Consider the following 16,657-nt stretch of genomic DNA (forward strand, 5'->3'; position numbering starts at 1 on the left):
CCGCTGTTGCGGGAATGAGAATCCCGAGTCCTAGGCCACTAGACGATGGGGGCAAAATGCCGCTGTTTTCAACGGCGGCACGAATATAGTAAAATTAGTCCTTATAGTAAAGGTCTAAATTGCTTTTTACAGCAGTGCCATTTTCGATGTTGTTGACATACTGATTGAAGATAGAGGAAGAAGCGAAGCGTGCGCTGTTTTCCTTGTCGTCCTTGACGGCGCTCTTGACAGCAGCTTCATCAGCAGCCTTCTTCGAGACAACCTTCATCATCACGGCACCATCGTTGGCCTGAATGACCGGGCCCCATTCGCCTTCCTTCTGAGCAAGAACAGCACCGGCGAACTTCGGGTTAGAATAACCGAAGCCCTGGACGTAGCCTTCGAGAGAAGTCGTGAGCGTCTGGAAGTTAACCTTGTCGACGGAGATTTCGCTCTGGGTAGAATCGGCGGCCGGCTTGTAGGCCTTCACCTTTTCGGCAACAGAATTGAGATAGTTGGCGCAAGCTTCTCCAGCCTTCTTGCGGGCGAGAGCATTCTTGATGTTGGGTTCGGCGTAAGCAAAGCTACGTTCACCCGGCTTCACGACATCGGTCTTGTAGAAGATGGCAACAAAGTTGTCGTTCTTGAGCACCGGAGAGACGAGGCTAGCTTCGTCCGGGAGATTCTCGTTCGGCCAGGCATAAGCGGTAAGGCCCTTGAGGTAGCCGAGCTTTTCGATAGAGCTTCCACGATCGACCCAGTTAGAAGTGAAGACATCGACGTTGCGTTCCTTGGCAGCAGCGGCGAAATCCTTGCCAGCATCGACATCAGCCTTGATACCGGAGAGAATCCTTTCGAGGCTGTCGACCGTCTCGGAAGAGGCGTTCACGACGAGGAGGATATGACCGGCCTTGATTTTCTCGGCACCCGTAGAATCCTGGATCTTGCCGTAAGACTTGATGATGTGGAAACCGAAGCGAGTACGGATCGGAAGAGAAACTGCGCCGGAATCAAGAGCATAGGCAGCGTCTTCGAATTCCTTCACATAAGTTCCCTTGGGCATGTAGTCTTCGCTCAGGAGGCCGCCCTTTTCGGCGGAAGCGAGGTCTTCGGAAGAGACACGGGCCAAGTCTTCGAACGTGGTCGCGACAGAGGAATCCGTGAGCTGGTTGTAAATGGTCATCGCATAGTCCTTGATGCGTTCCTCGTCACCGGTAGTGGCGGCAACAGGGATGCTTGCAACCAGGAACCTGGCGGCGTCATCGGCAACATAGAAGCTATCCTTGTTGGCTTCGAAATAAGCCTTGGCAGAAGCATCATCAATGCTTTCGGCAGAGACTTCAAAAGCGGAATTAGGAACGACTGCCACCTGCAGTTCGACCTGCGTTTCGCGGCGGTTCGCAATCCATTCGGATTCGAGAGAAGTCTGGTGAATGCCGGCACCGACCAACATCTGCAACTGGCGCATCGGGATAGTCGTGTTCTTGAGGTCTTCTTCGTACTGGAGCATCACGCCCCACTGGAAGGCTTCGCGAGTATCGAGCCAGGCATCGTAATCGGCCTTGTTGAAGGTCGAATCCGTGAGGAACTTAGGAAGAGTGGCGATGTAGGCCTGAGCGCGCTGGTTGGCATCTTCCTGGGAAGTCGCCTGACGCTGGATGGAATAGAGACGCTGCTGGGCTTCTTGCACCAGACGGGCGCGAACGGCATCCGGGTTACGCTTGAATTCAGAACGGAGTTCCGCGACAGAAGCCCTGAGGTCGGCCTTGCCATATTCCTTCTGCAGGAGAATCTGGCGGACGAGACCACGGAAGACCTCGTTACGGATCTGCGTGTACTGTTCATCGTTCGGGTGAGCGTCGCGGAACTGGTTTTCGACGATCATCTTGACGCGGGAATCAAATTCGGCATACGTAATCTTGTGATCGTTAACTTCCCCGACCGGGTAGCTGTGAGCCTGGTTGGGCACACGGTCCATGGCCAGGAGGCCCACCGCGATACCTGCGGCGAAAATAACAATAACCCACTTGGCTTTTTCATTTATCCACGTTAACATAGAGAAAACTCCATAAAAAATGACGGGCTCAAATCTAATAAAAAAATTATAAATCGAATATAGATATAGCCGTATAGGGCCCTTTTTTTCTATTTATTGGTCAACAAAAACAAAAAGGACACCAACGGAGTTCTTCCCATGTACGATATTTTGGTCCTAGGCGCCGGAATTTCCGGCCTGTCCGCAGCACTCCACGCCGCAGAAAAAGGGCTTCACGTTTTGATTTTAACAAAAGGGGCCAAGCCGGACGGTTCATCGAACTACGCCCAGGGCGGTATTGCAACCGTCACCGAAAAGACGGACAAGTTCGTATTCCACATCGCCGACACGCTGGAAGCGGGCGCTGGCCTCTGCAAGAAGGAGCCCGTGAACATCCTCACCAAGAGCGGGCCCGCCACCATCAAGCAGCTCGTCAAATGGGGTGTCCAGTTCACGCCATCCCCGACCGACCACTCGCAGTTTGACCTCCACCTTGAGGGCGGCCACAGCCACCACCGCATTCTGCACGCCGCAGACCTCACCGGCAAGGAAATCATGAGGGCGCTCCTCTGCGAGCTACACAAGCAAAAGAACATCGACTACCTCGAGAACTGCTACATCAAGGACCTCATCTGTACCGGAACCGGCAAGGCCAAGCGCTGCATCGGTGCAAAGATTATCCACCAGAAGACCGGCATTGTCGAGAACCTCTATGCGAAGGCGACCATCCTTTCGACGGGCGGAGCTGGACGCATCTGGCAGTACACCGTGTGCCCGCACGACAGTTGTGGCGACGGCATGGCGATTGCCGCCCGCGCAGGCGCTGCCCTCCAGGACATCGAATTCATGCAGTTCCACCCGACAAGCTTGTATGCCCCGCAGCTCAAGAAGCCCTTCCTCATCTCGGAAGCGGTCCGCGGGTTCGGCGGCATCCTCAAGAACTACAAGGGCGAAGAATTCATGAACCAGGTACACCCGTTGCACTCCCTCGCTCCCCGCGACATCGTGGCCCGTGCCATTCACAGCGAGATGATGCGCCTCGGCAAGCCGAACATGTTCATCGACCTTTCCGGCCGCACGCCCAAGGACATCAAGAGCCACTTCCCCCACATCTACGCGAAGTGCCTCGACGCCGGCATCGACATCACCAAGGAATGGATTCCCGTCGTGCCCGCTGCCCACTACATGTGCGGCGGCGTGCTCGTAGACACGTGGTCCCGTACCGAAATCAAGGGCCTGTACGCCTGCGGCGAAGTTGCCGACACCGGTGTACACGGAGCCAACCGTCTCGCCTCCAACTCGCTCTTGGAGAGCGTGGTGTTCGCCATCCGCGCTGTGGACAACATTTGCGGAAGCGGATTAACCAAGGACAAATTCACCGCACCGAGAGCCACTAAAAAAGAAAAGGTCTCCTTCACCAAGGCGGCCTACTGGCGCAAGCGCAAGAAAATACTCCAGGATATGATGTGGGCCAACTGCGGCATCGTCCGCACGGTCGCTGGGCTCAACCAGGGGCTCAAGGTCATCGAAGACCTCGAAGGCGACATTGCCACGGCAATCAAGAACGGCGAAACCGAGAACTTCTACTACCTCGAATTCCTGAACGCACTCCAGGTGTCCAAGATGATCCTGCTCGCCGCACTCAGGCGCAAGGAATCCCGCGGGTTGCACTACATCCTCGACTACCCGAACCTTGACCCGAAGACCAAGCACCAGAGCATCTACCTGAGCGACAAGAAGTAAAATGAGCGAGCTGACGACACCCCGCAAGAACACGAAGCCCTCGAAAATAGGCGGTTACACGCCGACCCAGCAAATTGGTCATGGAGCCATGGGCGACATCTGGCTCTGCCACGACCCCTCCATGGACCGCATGGTTGTCGTGAAGCAGATGCACGCCTCGCTTATGAACCAAGACGACCTCATGCAGCGCTTCCAGCGCGAGGCCGTGATTCTTGCGCACCTGAACCACCCCGTCATCGTCCAGCCGCATGCCCTATGGAAGGAGAAAGACGGCAAGCTTTCGCTCTCGATGGAGTTCGTGCAAGGGAAAAGCCTGCGTGAACTCTTGAACAAGGACAGCCGGCCTCCCGTCTGGGCGGTCATGTACATCATGTACGAGATTCTCTCGGCCGTGGGGCACGCCCACCGCGAAGGAGTCATCCACCGCGACCTGAAGCCAGCGAACATCATGATAGACAAGGACGGTCGCGTACGCCTGCTCGACTTCGGAGTCGCCCACGCCGAGACCGAAGACACGGCCCTCACCATGGCCGGAGCCGTCATCGGGACCGCTGCCTACATGAGCCCTGAACAGATTCTCGGATTCGAGATTACCCCCGCCTCCGACCTCTTCAGCATCGGCATCGTCATGAGCGAAATGCTTATCGGCGAAAACCTATTCCGTGGAGAAAACCTGGAGCAGACATCCAAGCGCATCCAGAAACTCAAACTTTCCATGAAGGCCTTCCCTGACGACGTCCCGAAGCCACTCCGCAAGTTCGTCATGAAGCTCCTCGAAAAGAAGCCCAAGAACCGCCCCGTGTCAGCATGCGATGCGGCCGATCAACTTGCAAAAATGTTACTTCCCTATCCCAGGGACCTCACGCCCTACCTGGCCGACTGGGTTTACAGCACAAGCCAGGATACCGTCTCCGAACTCACTGTCCCCGTCACCCCGAACAGGTCAAAACGCATCTTTGCAACTGGCGCCGTGTCCGGATTTATTCTAGCTTTGGTCCTGGTTACCCTCGCGTACCTCATTTTATAGTATGGGACTTAGGATTTAAATGAACTGGATAGACATAGCAAGCCTCGTCATCATTCTTTCATTTGCTCTAGTCGGGCTATACCGCGGGTTTCTCCGCAGCGTCTTCCGTGTAGTGGCCTGGCTTGTCGGAATTGCCGGAGCCTATTTCTCACACCTGTTCCTCTCCGACTTCGTCATCGAGAATTTTGACGTGTCGTTCTTGGCGGTCAAGCCGATTTGCCTCATCATCGGTTTTGTCGTGCCATTCACACTTGCACAGCTTGCCGGGCATTTTTTGCACACCGCAGTATCCCACACCATCATCAGCAAGCCCAACCGCCTTTTCGGGGCATGCTTCGGGGCACTGAAGGGCGCCATCGTCTGCTTCATCCTGCTCACGATTATCCATTTCTTGCCGCTCAAAGATGGCGACTTTAACGACATGCGCAACGAAGCCGTCGCCTACGATACATACAAAAGTTCACTTGAGTTCATGGGCTACCCCACCGGACGCAAGGAAATCATCAAGAAGGCCGAAAAGAAAGCCGAAGCCATCACGAGTGGTATCGCCGAAAAAGTCACCGACAAGGCAAAAGACGGTGCCGAGCAAATTGCGGACAAGGCAAAAGAAGCCGCTGTTGACGCAGCAGGCAAGGCAATCGACAAAATTTCCGAAAATGCGACACAGGCTGTACTTGCCAAGGACAAGGCCACAGAAAGTGTTGCCAGCAAAGTGGATTCCGTCAAGACGAAATCCAGCGCCTCTAAACTTTAGACTTTAAAGCTACCACTTTCGAAGCGAGCGTTTTCGCGCATTTTTCCGCTTCGGCAATGATTTCGCGTTCGCCGTCGACATGGCGGTTTCGCATCAAGAATTTCCCGTCACAAATAACCGAATCGATCAGTCCGGAATTGGCCGCATACACCCAGTTCGAAGTGAGGTTGAACAAGGGCGACATGCAAACATCGTCCAAACGGACAAGCAAAGCATCTGCGAGAGTCCCCTCGGCAATGACGCCCGCATCGATTCCATAAGCAAGCGCACTAGCGCGAGTCGCCATGTGCAGAGCATCTCCGGCAGGGAGCGTATCCGCCATTCCCTTGACCTTGGCCAGCAACGCGGCAAACTTCATTTCTTCACGCATGTCCAGGTTATTGTTGGACGATGCGCCATCCGTCCCGAGTGCTACTTTCATTTTTGCGGCAAGCATCGCGGGAATGTCAGGAATTCCGCTATTCAGCTTGAGGTTGGAACACGGGTTGAGCACGACCGTCGCGCCTGATTCTGCCATGAGCGCCATATCGGCATCGGACAAGTGGACGCAATGCGCCGCAACGAGCGATTCGTTCAGCAAACCACAGCGTTTGAGCCATTCCACAGGAGAACATCCATGTTCCTTTATACACTGTTCCACTTCGCTTTGCGTTTCGGAGAGATGCGTATGCACAAGCATCCCCTCGGCGCGGGCCACCTCGGCACAGCGCTTCAATAGCGCCTCGCCCACCAAGTAAATGGAATGAGGCATCATGACCAACTTTACACGGTCATTTTCGCCAACGTGATTCCGGGCAAACGCGAAGTTCGCCTCGATTTTGTCCGGAGTCATCAGGTTTTCGGCCATGGTCACGCCAATAGCCGCACGCAGCCCCATTTCCGTCGCCACCTTCATGGTGCGCTCGCGGTGCCAATACATGTCGGCAAAGAACACCGTCCCCGACTTGATCATTTCGAGCGTGGCCAAGCGACTGCCTATTTCAATCTCATCGGGTCCCATCACGGCCTCGAATGGCCAGATATGGTCTTCGAGCCACGGGCGGAGCGGAAGGTCGTCTGCATAGCCGCGTAAAAGCACCATCGCCGCATGCGTGTGCGCGTTGTAGAACGGCGGGAGAATCGCCAAGTCCTTGCAGTCCACCACCTCAGCGTCGGCACATTCCTGCGCAGGGATATCCTTCGCAATCTTTGCAAAACGGTTCCCGTCAATGAGGACATCGGTCCGGGAATCATTCAGGAAAACGGACTGGAGAAGAATCTTGGACATCGTGATTAAAGCAAATCGGGGTCGATAGTGGGTTCGTAACCGGGCTCGACAAAATCTTCGGCGGCAATACCACGCCTGCGGGCAGCCTTCATCTGCTTGATGCGCTTGCGCTCGGCGGCCTTTTCCCTGCGCTGGGCAGCAGTCGCCGCCTTCTCGGCATGGCGCTGGGCACGGGTTTTCCTTTCCTTTAGTTCCGGGAAAACACATTCGTCGAACTGGTCAAGCATTTCGTTATCGGGTTCATCCGCATCATAGCCTTCGTCAAAGCGGATATCCGCATCGAAGTCATGGAAGCCTTCTTCCTCGTCGAACACAGGGGCATCCGCCGGGCATTCCTTCTTCAAGAACTTGAGCACCTTCGCGAAGGGTTCTTCCATCGGGACCTTGAACTTCATCTTCTTGCCCGTCGTCGGGTGGATGAGTTCAATCTTCACGGCCTGCAACAGTTGCGCAGGAGCCATCTCGAGAACCTTCGCGGCAATTTCCTTCATCAGAGGGGGCACGCGGTTCAGACTTTCTTCACGGCCATCATACAGCGGGTCACCGACTACCGGGTGGCCCGTATAGCGGCTATGCACACGAATCTGGTGCGTGCGTCCCGATTCAAGTTGTAGTTCAAGCAAAGTCGCAATTGCAAAGAATTTCTTCGCCACATAATGCGTACGGCTTTCCTTGCCGCCCTTCACCACTGCCATCTTCAGGCGGTTTTTCGGGTTACGGGCAATCGGAGCATCGATACAACCTTCCAAATCTCGCGGGCAGCCCCACACGAGCGCGTTGTAAGTGCGGTGCAGAGTACGGGTTTCCAGCTGGTGCGCAAGGTGCCTGTGGGCGGCATCGTTTTTTGCCACCACCATGAGACCCGGCGTATCTTTATCCAAGCGATGAACAATACCCGGACGAAGCGGACCATTGACCGCCGAAAGGTTTTCCTTGAAATGGTACAAAAGGGCCGCAGCGAGAGTTCCGTTCTGCACGCCGTTGCCCGGATGCACCACGAGATTGCGAGGTTTGTTCAAAACGACTATATCGTCATCCTCGTACACGATGTCGAGCGGGATGTTTTCAGGCTCAAGCGAGCTCGCTTCTTTTTCGGGAAGGCGATCTACCACCACGACCATGCCCGATTCCACACGGAAATTCTTGGATACGGCAGCCCCACCCACCTTCACTTCGCCAGCGGCAATCAGTTTCTGCACGTCGGTACGGGATACATTTTCCATAACACCGACAAGGAACTTGTCAATACGCTCACCGGAATGTTGTTCGTTAACGAGATAGTTCATGGGATAGTGGTTAGTGGTTAGTGGTTGGTGGTTAGTGGTTGGTGGTTAGGAGCTATGAGGTCGCTGCGCTTTGAGGTATGAGGTGTGAGGTATGAAAGTTTCATTGCTCATGGCTCACTGCTCATTGCTGGAGCCTCGAGCCTCGCGCCTTATTTGCTCTTTTTCAATTCTTTAATTTCTTTATGCAATTTTCGCAAGATAACTGGAGATAGGATGACGACTGCAACGCCGACGGTCACGAAGGAATCGGCCACATTGAACGTCGGGAAACGCGTCATGATGAAATCCGGGAAATCGCAGTCGATAAAGTCCACCACCATCTGCATGCGCATACGGTCGATAAAGTTGCCAATGGCGCCACCGATAATCATCACGACACCCAGGCGCGAAAGGAAATCCCTCTTGTCAATGCTACGATAGAACCAGAACAGCACACCGGCAGCGACAATCGATATAATCAAGAAGAACACCCAAGACGGGAGGAACGGCAACAAATCCTGCGGGCGGCTGCTGAAAGCGGCACCCTTGTTGAACACCAGCTGGAACCGTATCAAATCGCCTATCACGGAGATGCTTTCGTGGTTCGGCGCACCAAATTCGTTCGTAAAACGATGTATGCACCACAACTTTGTCAGCTGGTCGGCAACGATACTAAAAATCACCAAACCCAAATGGAACGGCCACTTATTATAAAATTTCACATTCTCGTCGTATTGCATCGTAAACTCGCTAGTGAGAAGCTTTCAGCTTGTTATAGGTTTCGTCAATCCACTTGTTAGAATAGAAATGACGCATCGTGTTCTTGACAATGTTTTTCACATCGTCCCTTGTAATTTTCACCTTCTTGTCCGAGACAAACACCGAAAGCCCGTCGCCGATGAGGCTCAGGTTCTCGGCAGCCATCAACAGCGGCCACAGGCAGAAAAGCCTTGTACGCATGTTGACTCTCGGAATCAATTTTGTGTAGGCTATGGCATCGTCAAGATGTTTCCAAGCCTTTTGAACAAGTTCGCCAAGAGCCGCGGCACAAGATTTCTTGTCGGCACCTTCGGCAAACATATCAAAAGAATGTTCAAAGCCATGACGGCGGCAAATTTCTTCGGGCACAAAACACACCCGGCGCCCGGAATCCTCGATGCAGTCCTTCACGATATTCGTGACCTGCAAGGCGAGCCCGAAACTCACGTCCAGCTGGGCAAGCAGTTTTTCACGTTCGGCGCCAATCAGGCTGGAATCGGCAGCAAAGAGCTTTGTCAAAAGTTTCCCGACAATGCCCGCGACATAATAGCAGTACTCGTCTAGGTCGCTCACGGATTCCAACGTGAACCAGCCGTTCGAGAGAGCCTGTTCCTGCCTGAGTGCGAACTTGGCCATACCTCCGCACATCTCGACAACAACATTGCGCACCGGCGCAGTATACTTCTCGGGAAGTTCATGGAGGAGCGGGACAACGACGGACGCCTGCAAGCACAAGTCCATGTTCGGATCGTCGGAGTTTTTCCAGCTCGCGGGGAGCGCGTCGACAAACTGCCGGATTTTTTCTTCGGGCAATTCCGCCGATTCAAAAATTCCCGCGAACAGGGAGAGAATACGGCCCTTCTCCGACGCCCCCATCACGGGGTCGTCTTCGACCGTATCGGCAATACGCAGGTACAGGTACGCAAGCAAGATGCTCTTGTGCAACTTGCCCGCGAGGATGTTGATGTTCAGGGCGAATGTCCTGGAAACCAACAACAGCCTGTCTTCGGCGTATCTCCAAGCCTCCCTAGAATTCATTCATTGTCTCCGCATAAAGGTCGGGGGGAATTTTCTTGCTCGCGGCCATCGCATGCACGTACTTGCGGAGGCGGCGATGCTTTTCGGCATAGCGCAACTTCCTGTTGAAGTTCCACGCCGTCCGGTTCAAGATGTCGGCCTCGATCCTCAAGTTTCCCCTACTGTCACTTTCGTAGCAGGTGCGGCGGTATTCCAAGAAATAGGCAGCCTGCAAAAGGCGCCCGATCTTGCGAACAGCCTTGCGGTACAGGACCGAAGCGACAATCAAAAAGAGCACAGCCGATACAGCGCCGATAACTGGCGGGTAAGCGGTAAACTTCCACACGACCCAGACAACGGAAAGCGTCGACAAGACAATGACGGAAAAAGTCCACAATATGCAGCGGAACCGCAAGAAACCAATGTAGGAGCGGTTTTTCGAGGCAAATTCCGGCAAAAAAGCCCATTTACGCCCTTTCCGCATCTGATTGTTCAGATAAAGCGGATAAGCAACCATGCGAAACCAATAGAACAAAGCAATCCATAGCACCAGGGGGACCCAAGTGACATAATTCAAGAAACGTATCAAATCCATGCCCCAAAAATACTAATTTTCAGATATCTCATAAATTTTATCAACAATTACTCCCTAAAAATACTTCAAAATACTACATTTATTACTCTGGGTGTTGATAGATTCGCATCCTAGTTTTCCGGACAAGGAATATTTGTTTATGCAAGTCGAATGGGAAAGATGCCTTAATTATCTTCGCGGGATGCTTTCGGATTCCGTGTACAAAACATATTTCGCACAGACCAAGCTTGTCAACCAAACGACAGGGCATGCCACAATATCCATCCCGTTCGGACTGGATACCAAAGTTTACTCGGCCTACAAAGACCTGATCCGTCTCGGCTGGCGCGAAACCACCCACGACGACTCCCCCATCGAATTTGATTTCCTTTCGCAAGAAGCCATACCGCAATCCGTGGTCAACGCAGGCGAAAACGTATTCAAGGATTTCGCAAAGCCCAGCGTACCGCTTTCCAGCAGCTTCCGCTTCGAGAACTTCGTCCCCGGCGACAAGGCCCAGCTCGCGTTCAACGCAGCCCTCGCCGTAGCCCGTAACCCCGACGGCACGCAGTACAACCCGCTGTTCATCTACGGCTCGTCCGGCCTCGGCAAGACGCACCTGCTGCAAGCCATCGGCAACTATATCCTCGAAGACGACCCGAACAAGCGCGTTTGCTACCTCACCAGCGAAGACTTCTCGCAGCAGTACATGAAGTGCCTCAAGGAAAACCGCGTGACCGAGATGAGCGACTTCTACCGTAACGAGGTGGACATCCTGCTCATCGACGACATCCAGAACTGGACCGGCAAGTACGAGACGCAGAACGAATTCTTCCTTATCTTCAACGCGCTGCACCAGGCAGGCAAGCAGATTGTGCTCACCTCCGATGCCCCCGCCGTCGAAGTCAAGAACCTTTCCGACCGCCTCGTGAGCCGTTTCGCCTGGGGCCTCACCGTGGACATCCAGCCGCCCGATGTCGAGACGCGCGAAGCCATCCTCCAAAAGAAGGCCGAAGAACGCCACCTCGAAATCAGCGACGAGGTCATCCACTTCCTCGCCGAACACATTGCAAGTAACGTGCGCTGCCTCGAAAGCGCAATCATCAAGCTTACCTTGCAAGCAAGCCTCATGAACCACGACATCGACATGAGCATCGCTCAGAAGGTCGTCGCCGAAATCGCCCCGACACTGCGCCGTCGCGTTAGTTTGGACGCAGTCCTCCATGCCGTGTCGCAACATTACGAAGTTCCCGAATCCAAGCTCACCGAGCCCGGCCGCGGCACCAAGGAAATTTCCAAGGCACGCCAGGTCGCCATGTTCCTCATGCGCGAATGCTCCTCCATCAGCTTGCAGAGCATCGGTTCGCGCTTCGGCGGCAAAGACCACTCCACCGTCGTGCACGCCATCAAGAGCGTCAAGAAGGAAATGGAGACCGACCCGAGTTTCGCCCGCCTCATCGAGAGCTTGAAGAACTCCATACACGACTAGAAAGTCGGACTAGTTCGCTATATCCATCAAATCGTAGTACATGAGCCGCGTGTGCGGGTCATTGTCCTCGGCGTTCATGAAATGGAACCCGTTCTTTTCGTAGAAAGGAACTGCATTCAAGTAAGCATCGACCGTCAAGAAGCGACATCCTGCCTTATTGTCCAAAGCGAACAGGGACTTAATATAGTCGAGCACGCCGGAGCCAATCTGTTGTCCCTTCACTTTTTCGTCAACACCTAAACGGCAGAGTTTTATCGCAGGATAGCTTTTTAAGCGTTTCTCATTAGGAAAGCCCCGCTTTCTACGGAAACGGTTGAATTCGGTTTTGTCCTTGAAATCACTAGTAGCAACCTTATCATTTGCAAGGCTACAGTAGGCATATACTTTACTTGCATCGTCTGCATTCACGCAAGCATAATTCACCGCAAGCAAATATTTTTGAAAGGTTGCCGCACGATTAAGGATGAAGTCGTTTAAATCTTTGTCACCACAGTCAAAATTCTTGACGGCATCAGAGGATTTTAAACGAATGAATTTAAATTGACTGCGTTCTATACCTGTCTGAAGCATGGATCAACACCTCCGTTAGCCTCTTCGCGGGCGCGTTTTTCGCGCATTCCCTCTTCATAGGCCTTCTTGAAAATTTCGTAATTCCGCAGGCGACGGGCACGAAGTTCCGGAGGTTCCGGGTGCCGCTCTTGCATACGGGCTAAAAACCGGCGAGCATCCTCGCCGAACAAAATAGGAGTCTCTCGAATTTCGCGAGCCATTTACCCTCTTTTGTTATATGTCCATATATCAATCTAGCCAAAAGGCCAAGCGGCAACCGTCAATTTGGTTCCAATACAAAATATACCTAAATCAGAAAAGAAAAGCAAGAGAATTGGAAAGAATCCTTTTTTATTAATAGGAGACTCCCCACCATTAAATTTTCAAAAACCGTTCTTATGGGACATTGTTAGGTATTATGCCATATTCACGAGCAAGATCAACCTTAACAATATAGGACTCTCCAGATTCAAAATTTCCGAGTTCTTTTTGCTCAACAAATTCATCAATTCCAAAATTATTGGCATCCGCGAATGATACATTTTTATCACCAATCCATGTCGTTTCAACAAAATCAATTATATTCCCGTCTTTTTCTGTTGCCCATCCGGTAAACGCATGATTAGCTGTTATTACAATGCGCACATCAAATCCAAGATTTTCCAATATTGACGCAAAAAGAACTGCAGTTTCAATACAAATCCCCTCTTTTTTTCTAAGCGTTTCTACAGGATAATTAATTCTCTGACCAATACTTGCCGACCCACTACTTTGTATATATTTTATACCTCGCGATTGAAGGACTTCAAATACAGCTTTTACAACTCGCTTTAAACTGAGTTCCACCGAAGCATCATCAGAATACTTCTGATAAACAAGCAATTCCCCATTGGGAAGTTTCTTGGCAACTTCACCAACCATAGCAGAAATTGAATCTGCCGTTGGCGTCACAAATACACTATACCAATATGGTATTAATATTTCTGGATATAATGAATACCTAGAATCGAACGCCTCTTCTAGCGCTCCAAAATTTTGCATAGGATGAATCGTTATCGATTTAGTGGCAGAATAAAACAAAATTTTATTGTCATTTTCAAGAGCATAAGCCTCTATATGACGTTGTGTCTTTTTTGGCGACTTTAATGCGTATAGAGCATCCTCATTAAATGTAAACAATGGTGAACGAATTATTAATGTATCGGGATCAATCACATCCGTAATTGTAGATGTATCAGAAAATCCTTGAATCCATGATTTGACCATTATCTTTTTATGAGAACATAACTCCTTTGAAATAGAATCACATAAATTAGCGAGAATAATGGGGAAAGGCATAGGAATCGTTGACGTATCACCATTTTCATCGAGATAAAAAAAACTCTCATACATTAGCGAATACTGATTTGCAAAAGCTCCATAAACATCTGTTTTTGCAAATTCATCTACATCTTCAGCATATAACGTACGAATAACACTTTGATCCGTTTTACTCATGTCCCTATCAGATTTTGCATTGAGGCTATCCCTTAGGGATTGAAGAACTTCGGCAATTGAATCCTTATTAATCTCAGATTTCGTTTCGTTTGTTTTTTTATTAAGACTGTCCTTTAATGAATTAGTCACTTCCTGACGAATAGCATTCGTTAAAGAATCTACATTAATAGCATTCTTATCGTCTGCAACCGGTTTTTCGTCTTTAATTTCAACAACACCGACGCTATCTCGACCGTCAGATTCAGAACACGCCGTCAAATAGACACTCAGCGCAAAGGTTGTCATCGCAATTGACTCTTTCAAGAAATGCAAAACGCAATTACGCATTCTTGCCACCTTTCGTTCTTCACTTGTTCTAAACTGAGCCATAAGGACCTCCCTTAATTTTTACTTAGGAGTTTTTCTTGTCCAACAGAGGCTCAAACCTGATATAAAAAAAAGGCGCGAGTCGCCGCATCTACCACTCTGAGGCTCAGCAAAGCCCTTACACGATAAACGCAAACGACCCACGCCCCAAAAGGGCTGTTGCCAAGACCATTCAGTCAAAACCAGCCCAAAGGCCGGCACGGCAAACCGAGGCATATCACAAAACGACATACCTGCGTGAGCGTTCGCCTTGTCCTCGTGTAAATGAAATTTGCTGATTTCAGAGTGAGAACAAGAGCAAAACTCTTTTTTCATACAGAAATATACATTATTAAGGAAAAAATGCATCCCTAAAACAGCCTCCGCATCCCAAAATAATTCTACATTGCACAATACCACCCCACAAGCGAGGGCGTCCATGTTCCAACTGAAAAAGACCTGGTCCATTCTTGCGTCATTCATCCTCTGCGCTCAGGTTTTTCTCGCCTGCAGCGATTCAGACTCTTCTTCCGTCGACAAAATTGTTGAACCGCAGCCCACGTCGTCCGAGATTGTCGAGTTGCAGTCCTCATCGTCTGGGCTGCTCTCATCGGCACAAACAGAGGAACAGCAGCCCGCATCGTCCGAGACGGTAGAACAGCCGACCTCGTCGTCCAAAACGGAACGACCCCACATATTCACGATAGACAGTGCCGGGATTCACACTATCATCATGGGCGACAGCGCAGGCCAGCTCACATCCAGCGACCTGTATCTGGACTGTCCGACAGACATCTTCTTGAACAAATTTCAAATGGGCGATATCGTGACCGTGGCGATAAACGGATACGACACCCTCGAAATGCCGGTCGTTGAATCCGCCTACGACGTGCCCATCGCGGGGTTCGCTCTAGTAGCCATAAAGGATTATGATTATCTCATCTTGTCGGTCCATTACGGCCACATGTCAAACATTCTTAAAATAACCGATGTTGTAATTCCCATAGAAGTCTCCATATCCATGAAGGAAAAAGGCGGCTTCCTGTTCGGCCTTGGAATTCCCAATATCGAGAACATGGTCTACAATGCAGAAAGCTATCCCGACCTTTCCGCCGCAGAATATGCAAACTTCAGGGAAGTTCGCACCACGGGTATGGGTGAAAACAAGCTCTACCGCTCTTCCAACCCCATTGACCCCGGTCTCGGCCGTAATCTCTACGCCGACTCGCTTGCGAAAAATGCGGGAGTCACCACGTTCATCAACCTGTCAGATTCGGAGGAGTACGCCAAATCCTGCCAGAACTTCGACAGTTCCTATTATGCGACACAGAACATCATCTTCTTGGATTTACCCGTATACTTCTTTTCCCAGCATTTCAAGGATGGAATTGCCACAGGATTCCGCTTCATGATTGAGCACGAAGCACCGTATCTGGTTCACTGCACCTATGGCATGGACCGCACAGGCATTACAATCGCCGTCCTGGAAGCGCTGATGGGAGCGACCACCGAAGATCTCCAGGCAGACTACGCAAAGACATTTAGCAACTACTTCAATGTCGTCGACAACAAGCAAGTCGCCTTGAACGAAGAACAGGTGGACTTCTTCAGGGCCGTCGTCATCAGGAATCTAAAGGCGGTCTATCATGCCGTGGGAATAGACGTCCCCGACACCGAACCGATTGACTGGGCCGCAGCTACAGAAAAATACCTGGGAAAACTCGGAATGACCCCAGAGGAAGTTTCCGCATTGAAGGACCGGCTGAAATAATAATTGAAATTAACGATAAACCGCCGTTAGCCCTGCGAGGTCTCGGCGAACTTCAGGTTCTCGTAGTTCTTGACAGCGAGATTTAGGCGGTACTCGTTGGGGAACAAGCAGACAAGGTTACGTTCCTTGTCCATCATGCAGTCCATCGCGTATTCCTCGGCGAACTTGCCCATGTCTTTCTCGGGGCCCGACACCCAGCGAATTCCATGAGCCGGAACGCGGTCCAAGGAAACATCGGCACCGTATTCGCTCTGTAGGCGGAACTTGAGCACATCGAACTGCAACTCGCCCACCACGCCAATCACGGGGATGGCCGACTTGAGCGGTTCGTAAAGCTGGGTCGCACCTTCTTCGGAAAGTTCGGCAAGGCCCTTCGCCATCTGCTTGCTCTTGAGCGGGTTCAACAAAGTAACGCGGGCAAAATGTTCCGGAGCAAAGTCCGGGATGCCGGTGAAGTTGATCTTTTCGCCATCAGTCAGCGTATCGCCGATGCGGAAGAGTCCCGGGTCATTGATACCCACGATATCGCCCGCCCAGGCGTGGTCGATGACTTCCTTGTCCTTCGCGAGGAACGCCGTCGGGGCGG

The 16,657-nt window shown here is 51.6% G+C and carries 14 protein-coding genes and 1 pseudogene; 5 read left to right on the forward strand and 10 right to left on the reverse strand.

Annotated elements, in window-relative coordinates; genetic code table 11:
- Positions 1–94 precede the first annotated feature (94 nt).
- Positions 95–2,035, reverse strand: a complete 1,941-nt coding sequence (locus Q0Y46_RS14065; protein WP_295680784.1) for a peptidylprolyl isomerase — start codon at positions 2,033–2,035, stop codon at positions 95–97.
- 138 nt (positions 2,036–2,173) lie between these two features.
- Between Q0Y46_RS14065 and nadB the strand changes: the two genes are divergently transcribed.
- The 3 genes from nadB to Q0Y46_RS14080 are packed head-to-tail and all read left to right on the forward strand — an operon-like array spanning position 2,174 to position 5,538.
- Positions 2,174–3,757 (forward strand): L-aspartate oxidase, encoded by a 1,584-nt coding sequence (gene nadB / locus Q0Y46_RS14070; protein ID WP_297948322.1) that lies wholly within the window; start codon positions 2,174–2,176, stop codon positions 3,755–3,757.
- 1 nt (position 3,758) lies between these two features.
- Entirely contained in the window at positions 3,759–4,784 is a 1,026-nt protein-coding gene (locus Q0Y46_RS14075; RefSeq protein ID WP_295680789.1) for a serine/threonine-protein kinase, read from the forward strand.
- A 19-nt stretch (positions 4,785–4,803) separates the two neighbouring features.
- Positions 4,804–5,538 carry a CvpA family protein gene (locus tag Q0Y46_RS14080; RefSeq protein WP_297948325.1) on the forward strand — a complete coding sequence of 245 codons (735 nt, stop codon included), beginning with the start codon at positions 4,804–4,806 and terminating at the stop codon, positions 5,536–5,538.
- Here Q0Y46_RS14080 and Q0Y46_RS14085 read toward each other — a convergent pair.
- From Q0Y46_RS14085 to Q0Y46_RS14105, 5 genes are all read right to left on the reverse strand, one after another.
- Positions 5,528–6,805 (reverse strand): amidohydrolase, encoded by a 1,278-nt coding sequence (locus Q0Y46_RS14085; protein ID WP_297948326.1) that lies wholly within the window; start codon positions 6,803–6,805, stop codon positions 5,528–5,530. The genes Q0Y46_RS14080 and Q0Y46_RS14085 overlap by 11 nt on opposite strands.
- A gap of 5 nt (positions 6,806–6,810) precedes the next feature.
- Complete coding sequence (locus Q0Y46_RS14090; RefSeq protein ID WP_297948328.1) at positions 6,811–8,091, reverse strand: RluA family pseudouridine synthase; 1,281 nt, start codon at positions 8,089–8,091, stop codon at positions 6,811–6,813.
- Positions 8,092–8,240: 149 nt separating this feature from the next.
- On the reverse strand, positions 8,241–8,810 hold the full coding sequence (gene lspA, locus Q0Y46_RS14095) for a signal peptidase II (protein ID WP_297948329.1): 570 nt from the start codon (positions 8,808–8,810) through the stop codon (positions 8,241–8,243).
- Between the two features lie 10 nt (positions 8,811–8,820).
- Positions 8,821–9,867, reverse strand: a complete 1,047-nt coding sequence (locus Q0Y46_RS14100; RefSeq protein ID WP_297948331.1) for a squalene/phytoene synthase family protein — start codon at positions 9,865–9,867, stop codon at positions 8,821–8,823.
- Entirely contained in the window at positions 9,857–10,441 is a 585-nt protein-coding gene (locus Q0Y46_RS14105; protein ID WP_295680805.1) for a hypothetical protein, read from the reverse strand. The genes Q0Y46_RS14100 and Q0Y46_RS14105 overlap by 11 nt, the downstream gene beginning before the upstream one ends.
- A 139-nt stretch (positions 10,442–10,580) precedes the next feature.
- Between Q0Y46_RS14105 and dnaA the strand changes: the two genes are divergently transcribed.
- The gene (gene dnaA, locus Q0Y46_RS14110; protein ID WP_295680808.1) at positions 10,581–11,909 is read left to right on the forward strand and encodes a chromosomal replication initiator protein DnaA; all 1,329 of its coding nucleotides are present in this window, start codon (positions 10,581–10,583) and stop codon (positions 11,907–11,909) included.
- Positions 11,910–11,918: 9 nt separating this feature from the next.
- Here dnaA and Q0Y46_RS14115 read toward each other — a convergent pair whose 3' ends face one another.
- The 3 genes from Q0Y46_RS14115 to Q0Y46_RS14125 all read right to left on the reverse strand — a co-directional run bounded on the left by Q0Y46_RS14115 (position 11,919) and on the right by Q0Y46_RS14125 (position 14,324).
- Positions 11,919–12,479 (reverse strand): GNAT family N-acetyltransferase, encoded by a 561-nt coding sequence (locus tag Q0Y46_RS14115; protein ID WP_295680810.1) that lies wholly within the window; start codon positions 12,477–12,479, stop codon positions 11,919–11,921.
- Positions 12,461–12,679, reverse strand: a complete 219-nt coding sequence (locus Q0Y46_RS14120; protein ID WP_295680812.1) for a hypothetical protein — start codon at positions 12,677–12,679, stop codon at positions 12,461–12,463. Before Q0Y46_RS14120 ends, Q0Y46_RS14115 begins: the two co-directional genes overlap by 19 nt.
- 175 nt (positions 12,680–12,854) lie before the next feature.
- Positions 12,855–14,324: a transglutaminase-like domain-containing protein gene (locus Q0Y46_RS14125; protein WP_297948333.1), complete on the reverse strand. Its 1,470-nt coding sequence runs from the start codon at positions 14,322–14,324 to the stop codon at positions 12,855–12,857.
- 415 nt (positions 14,325–14,739) lie between these two features.
- Here Q0Y46_RS14125 and Q0Y46_RS14130 point away from each other — a divergent pair, with 415 nt between their 5' ends.
- Positions 14,740–16,071 carry a tyrosine-protein phosphatase gene (locus tag Q0Y46_RS14130; RefSeq protein ID WP_297948334.1) on the forward strand — a complete coding sequence of 444 codons (1,332 nt, stop codon included), beginning with the start codon at positions 14,740–14,742 and terminating at the stop codon, positions 16,069–16,071.
- A 26-nt stretch (positions 16,072–16,097) separates the two neighbouring features.
- Here Q0Y46_RS14130 and prfC read toward each other — a convergent pair.
- A pseudogene (gene prfC / locus Q0Y46_RS14135) lies at positions 16,098–16,657 on the reverse strand (peptide chain release factor 3); the annotation flags it as partial.

The organism is uncultured Fibrobacter sp. (genome assembly GCF_947305105.1).
In the GTDB taxonomy this organism is placed as follows: domain Bacteria; phylum Fibrobacterota; class Fibrobacteria; order Fibrobacterales; family Fibrobacteraceae; genus Fibrobacter.

Coding starts and splice junctions, on each gene's coding strand:
- lspA (WP_297948329.1), bottom strand. CDS start 8,810: ATGCAATACGACGAGAATGTGAAATTTTATAATAAGTGGCCGTTCCAT.
- Q0Y46_RS14085 (WP_297948326.1), bottom strand. CDS start 6,805: ATGTCCAAGATTCTTCTCCAGTCCGTTTTCCTGAATGATTCCCGGACC.
- Q0Y46_RS14090 (WP_297948328.1), bottom strand. CDS start 8,091: ATGAACTATCTCGTTAACGAACAACATTCCGGTGAGCGTATTGACAAG.
- Q0Y46_RS14100 (WP_297948331.1), bottom strand. CDS start 9,867: ATGAATTCTAGGGAGGCTTGGAGATACGCCGAAGACAGGCTGTTGTTG.
- Q0Y46_RS14125 (WP_297948333.1), bottom strand. CDS start 14,324: ATGGCTCAGTTTAGAACAAGTGAAGAACGAAAGGTGGCAAGAATGCGT.
- Q0Y46_RS14130 (WP_297948334.1), top strand. CDS start 14,740: ATGTTCCAACTGAAAAAGACCTGGTCCATTCTTGCGTCATTCATCCTC.
- Q0Y46_RS14105 (WP_295680805.1), bottom strand. CDS start 10,441: ATGGATTTGATACGTTTCTTGAATTATGTCACTTGGGTCCCCCTGGTG.
- Q0Y46_RS14075 (WP_295680789.1), top strand. CDS start 3,759: ATGAGCGAGCTGACGACACCCCGCAAGAACACGAAGCCCTCGAAAATA.
- Q0Y46_RS14080 (WP_297948325.1), top strand. CDS start 4,804: ATGAACTGGATAGACATAGCAAGCCTCGTCATCATTCTTTCATTTGCT.
- Q0Y46_RS14065 (WP_295680784.1), bottom strand. CDS start 2,035: ATGTTAACGTGGATAAATGAAAAAGCCAAGTGGGTTATTGTTATTTTC.
- nadB (WP_297948322.1), top strand. CDS start 2,174: ATGTACGATATTTTGGTCCTAGGCGCCGGAATTTCCGGCCTGTCCGCA.
- dnaA (WP_295680808.1), top strand. CDS start 10,581: ATGCAAGTCGAATGGGAAAGATGCCTTAATTATCTTCGCGGGATGCTT.
- Q0Y46_RS14115 (WP_295680810.1), bottom strand. CDS start 12,479: ATGCTTCAGACAGGTATAGAACGCAGTCAATTTAAATTCATTCGTTTA.
- Q0Y46_RS14120 (WP_295680812.1), bottom strand. CDS start 12,679: ATGGCTCGCGAAATTCGAGAGACTCCTATTTTGTTCGGCGAGGATGCT.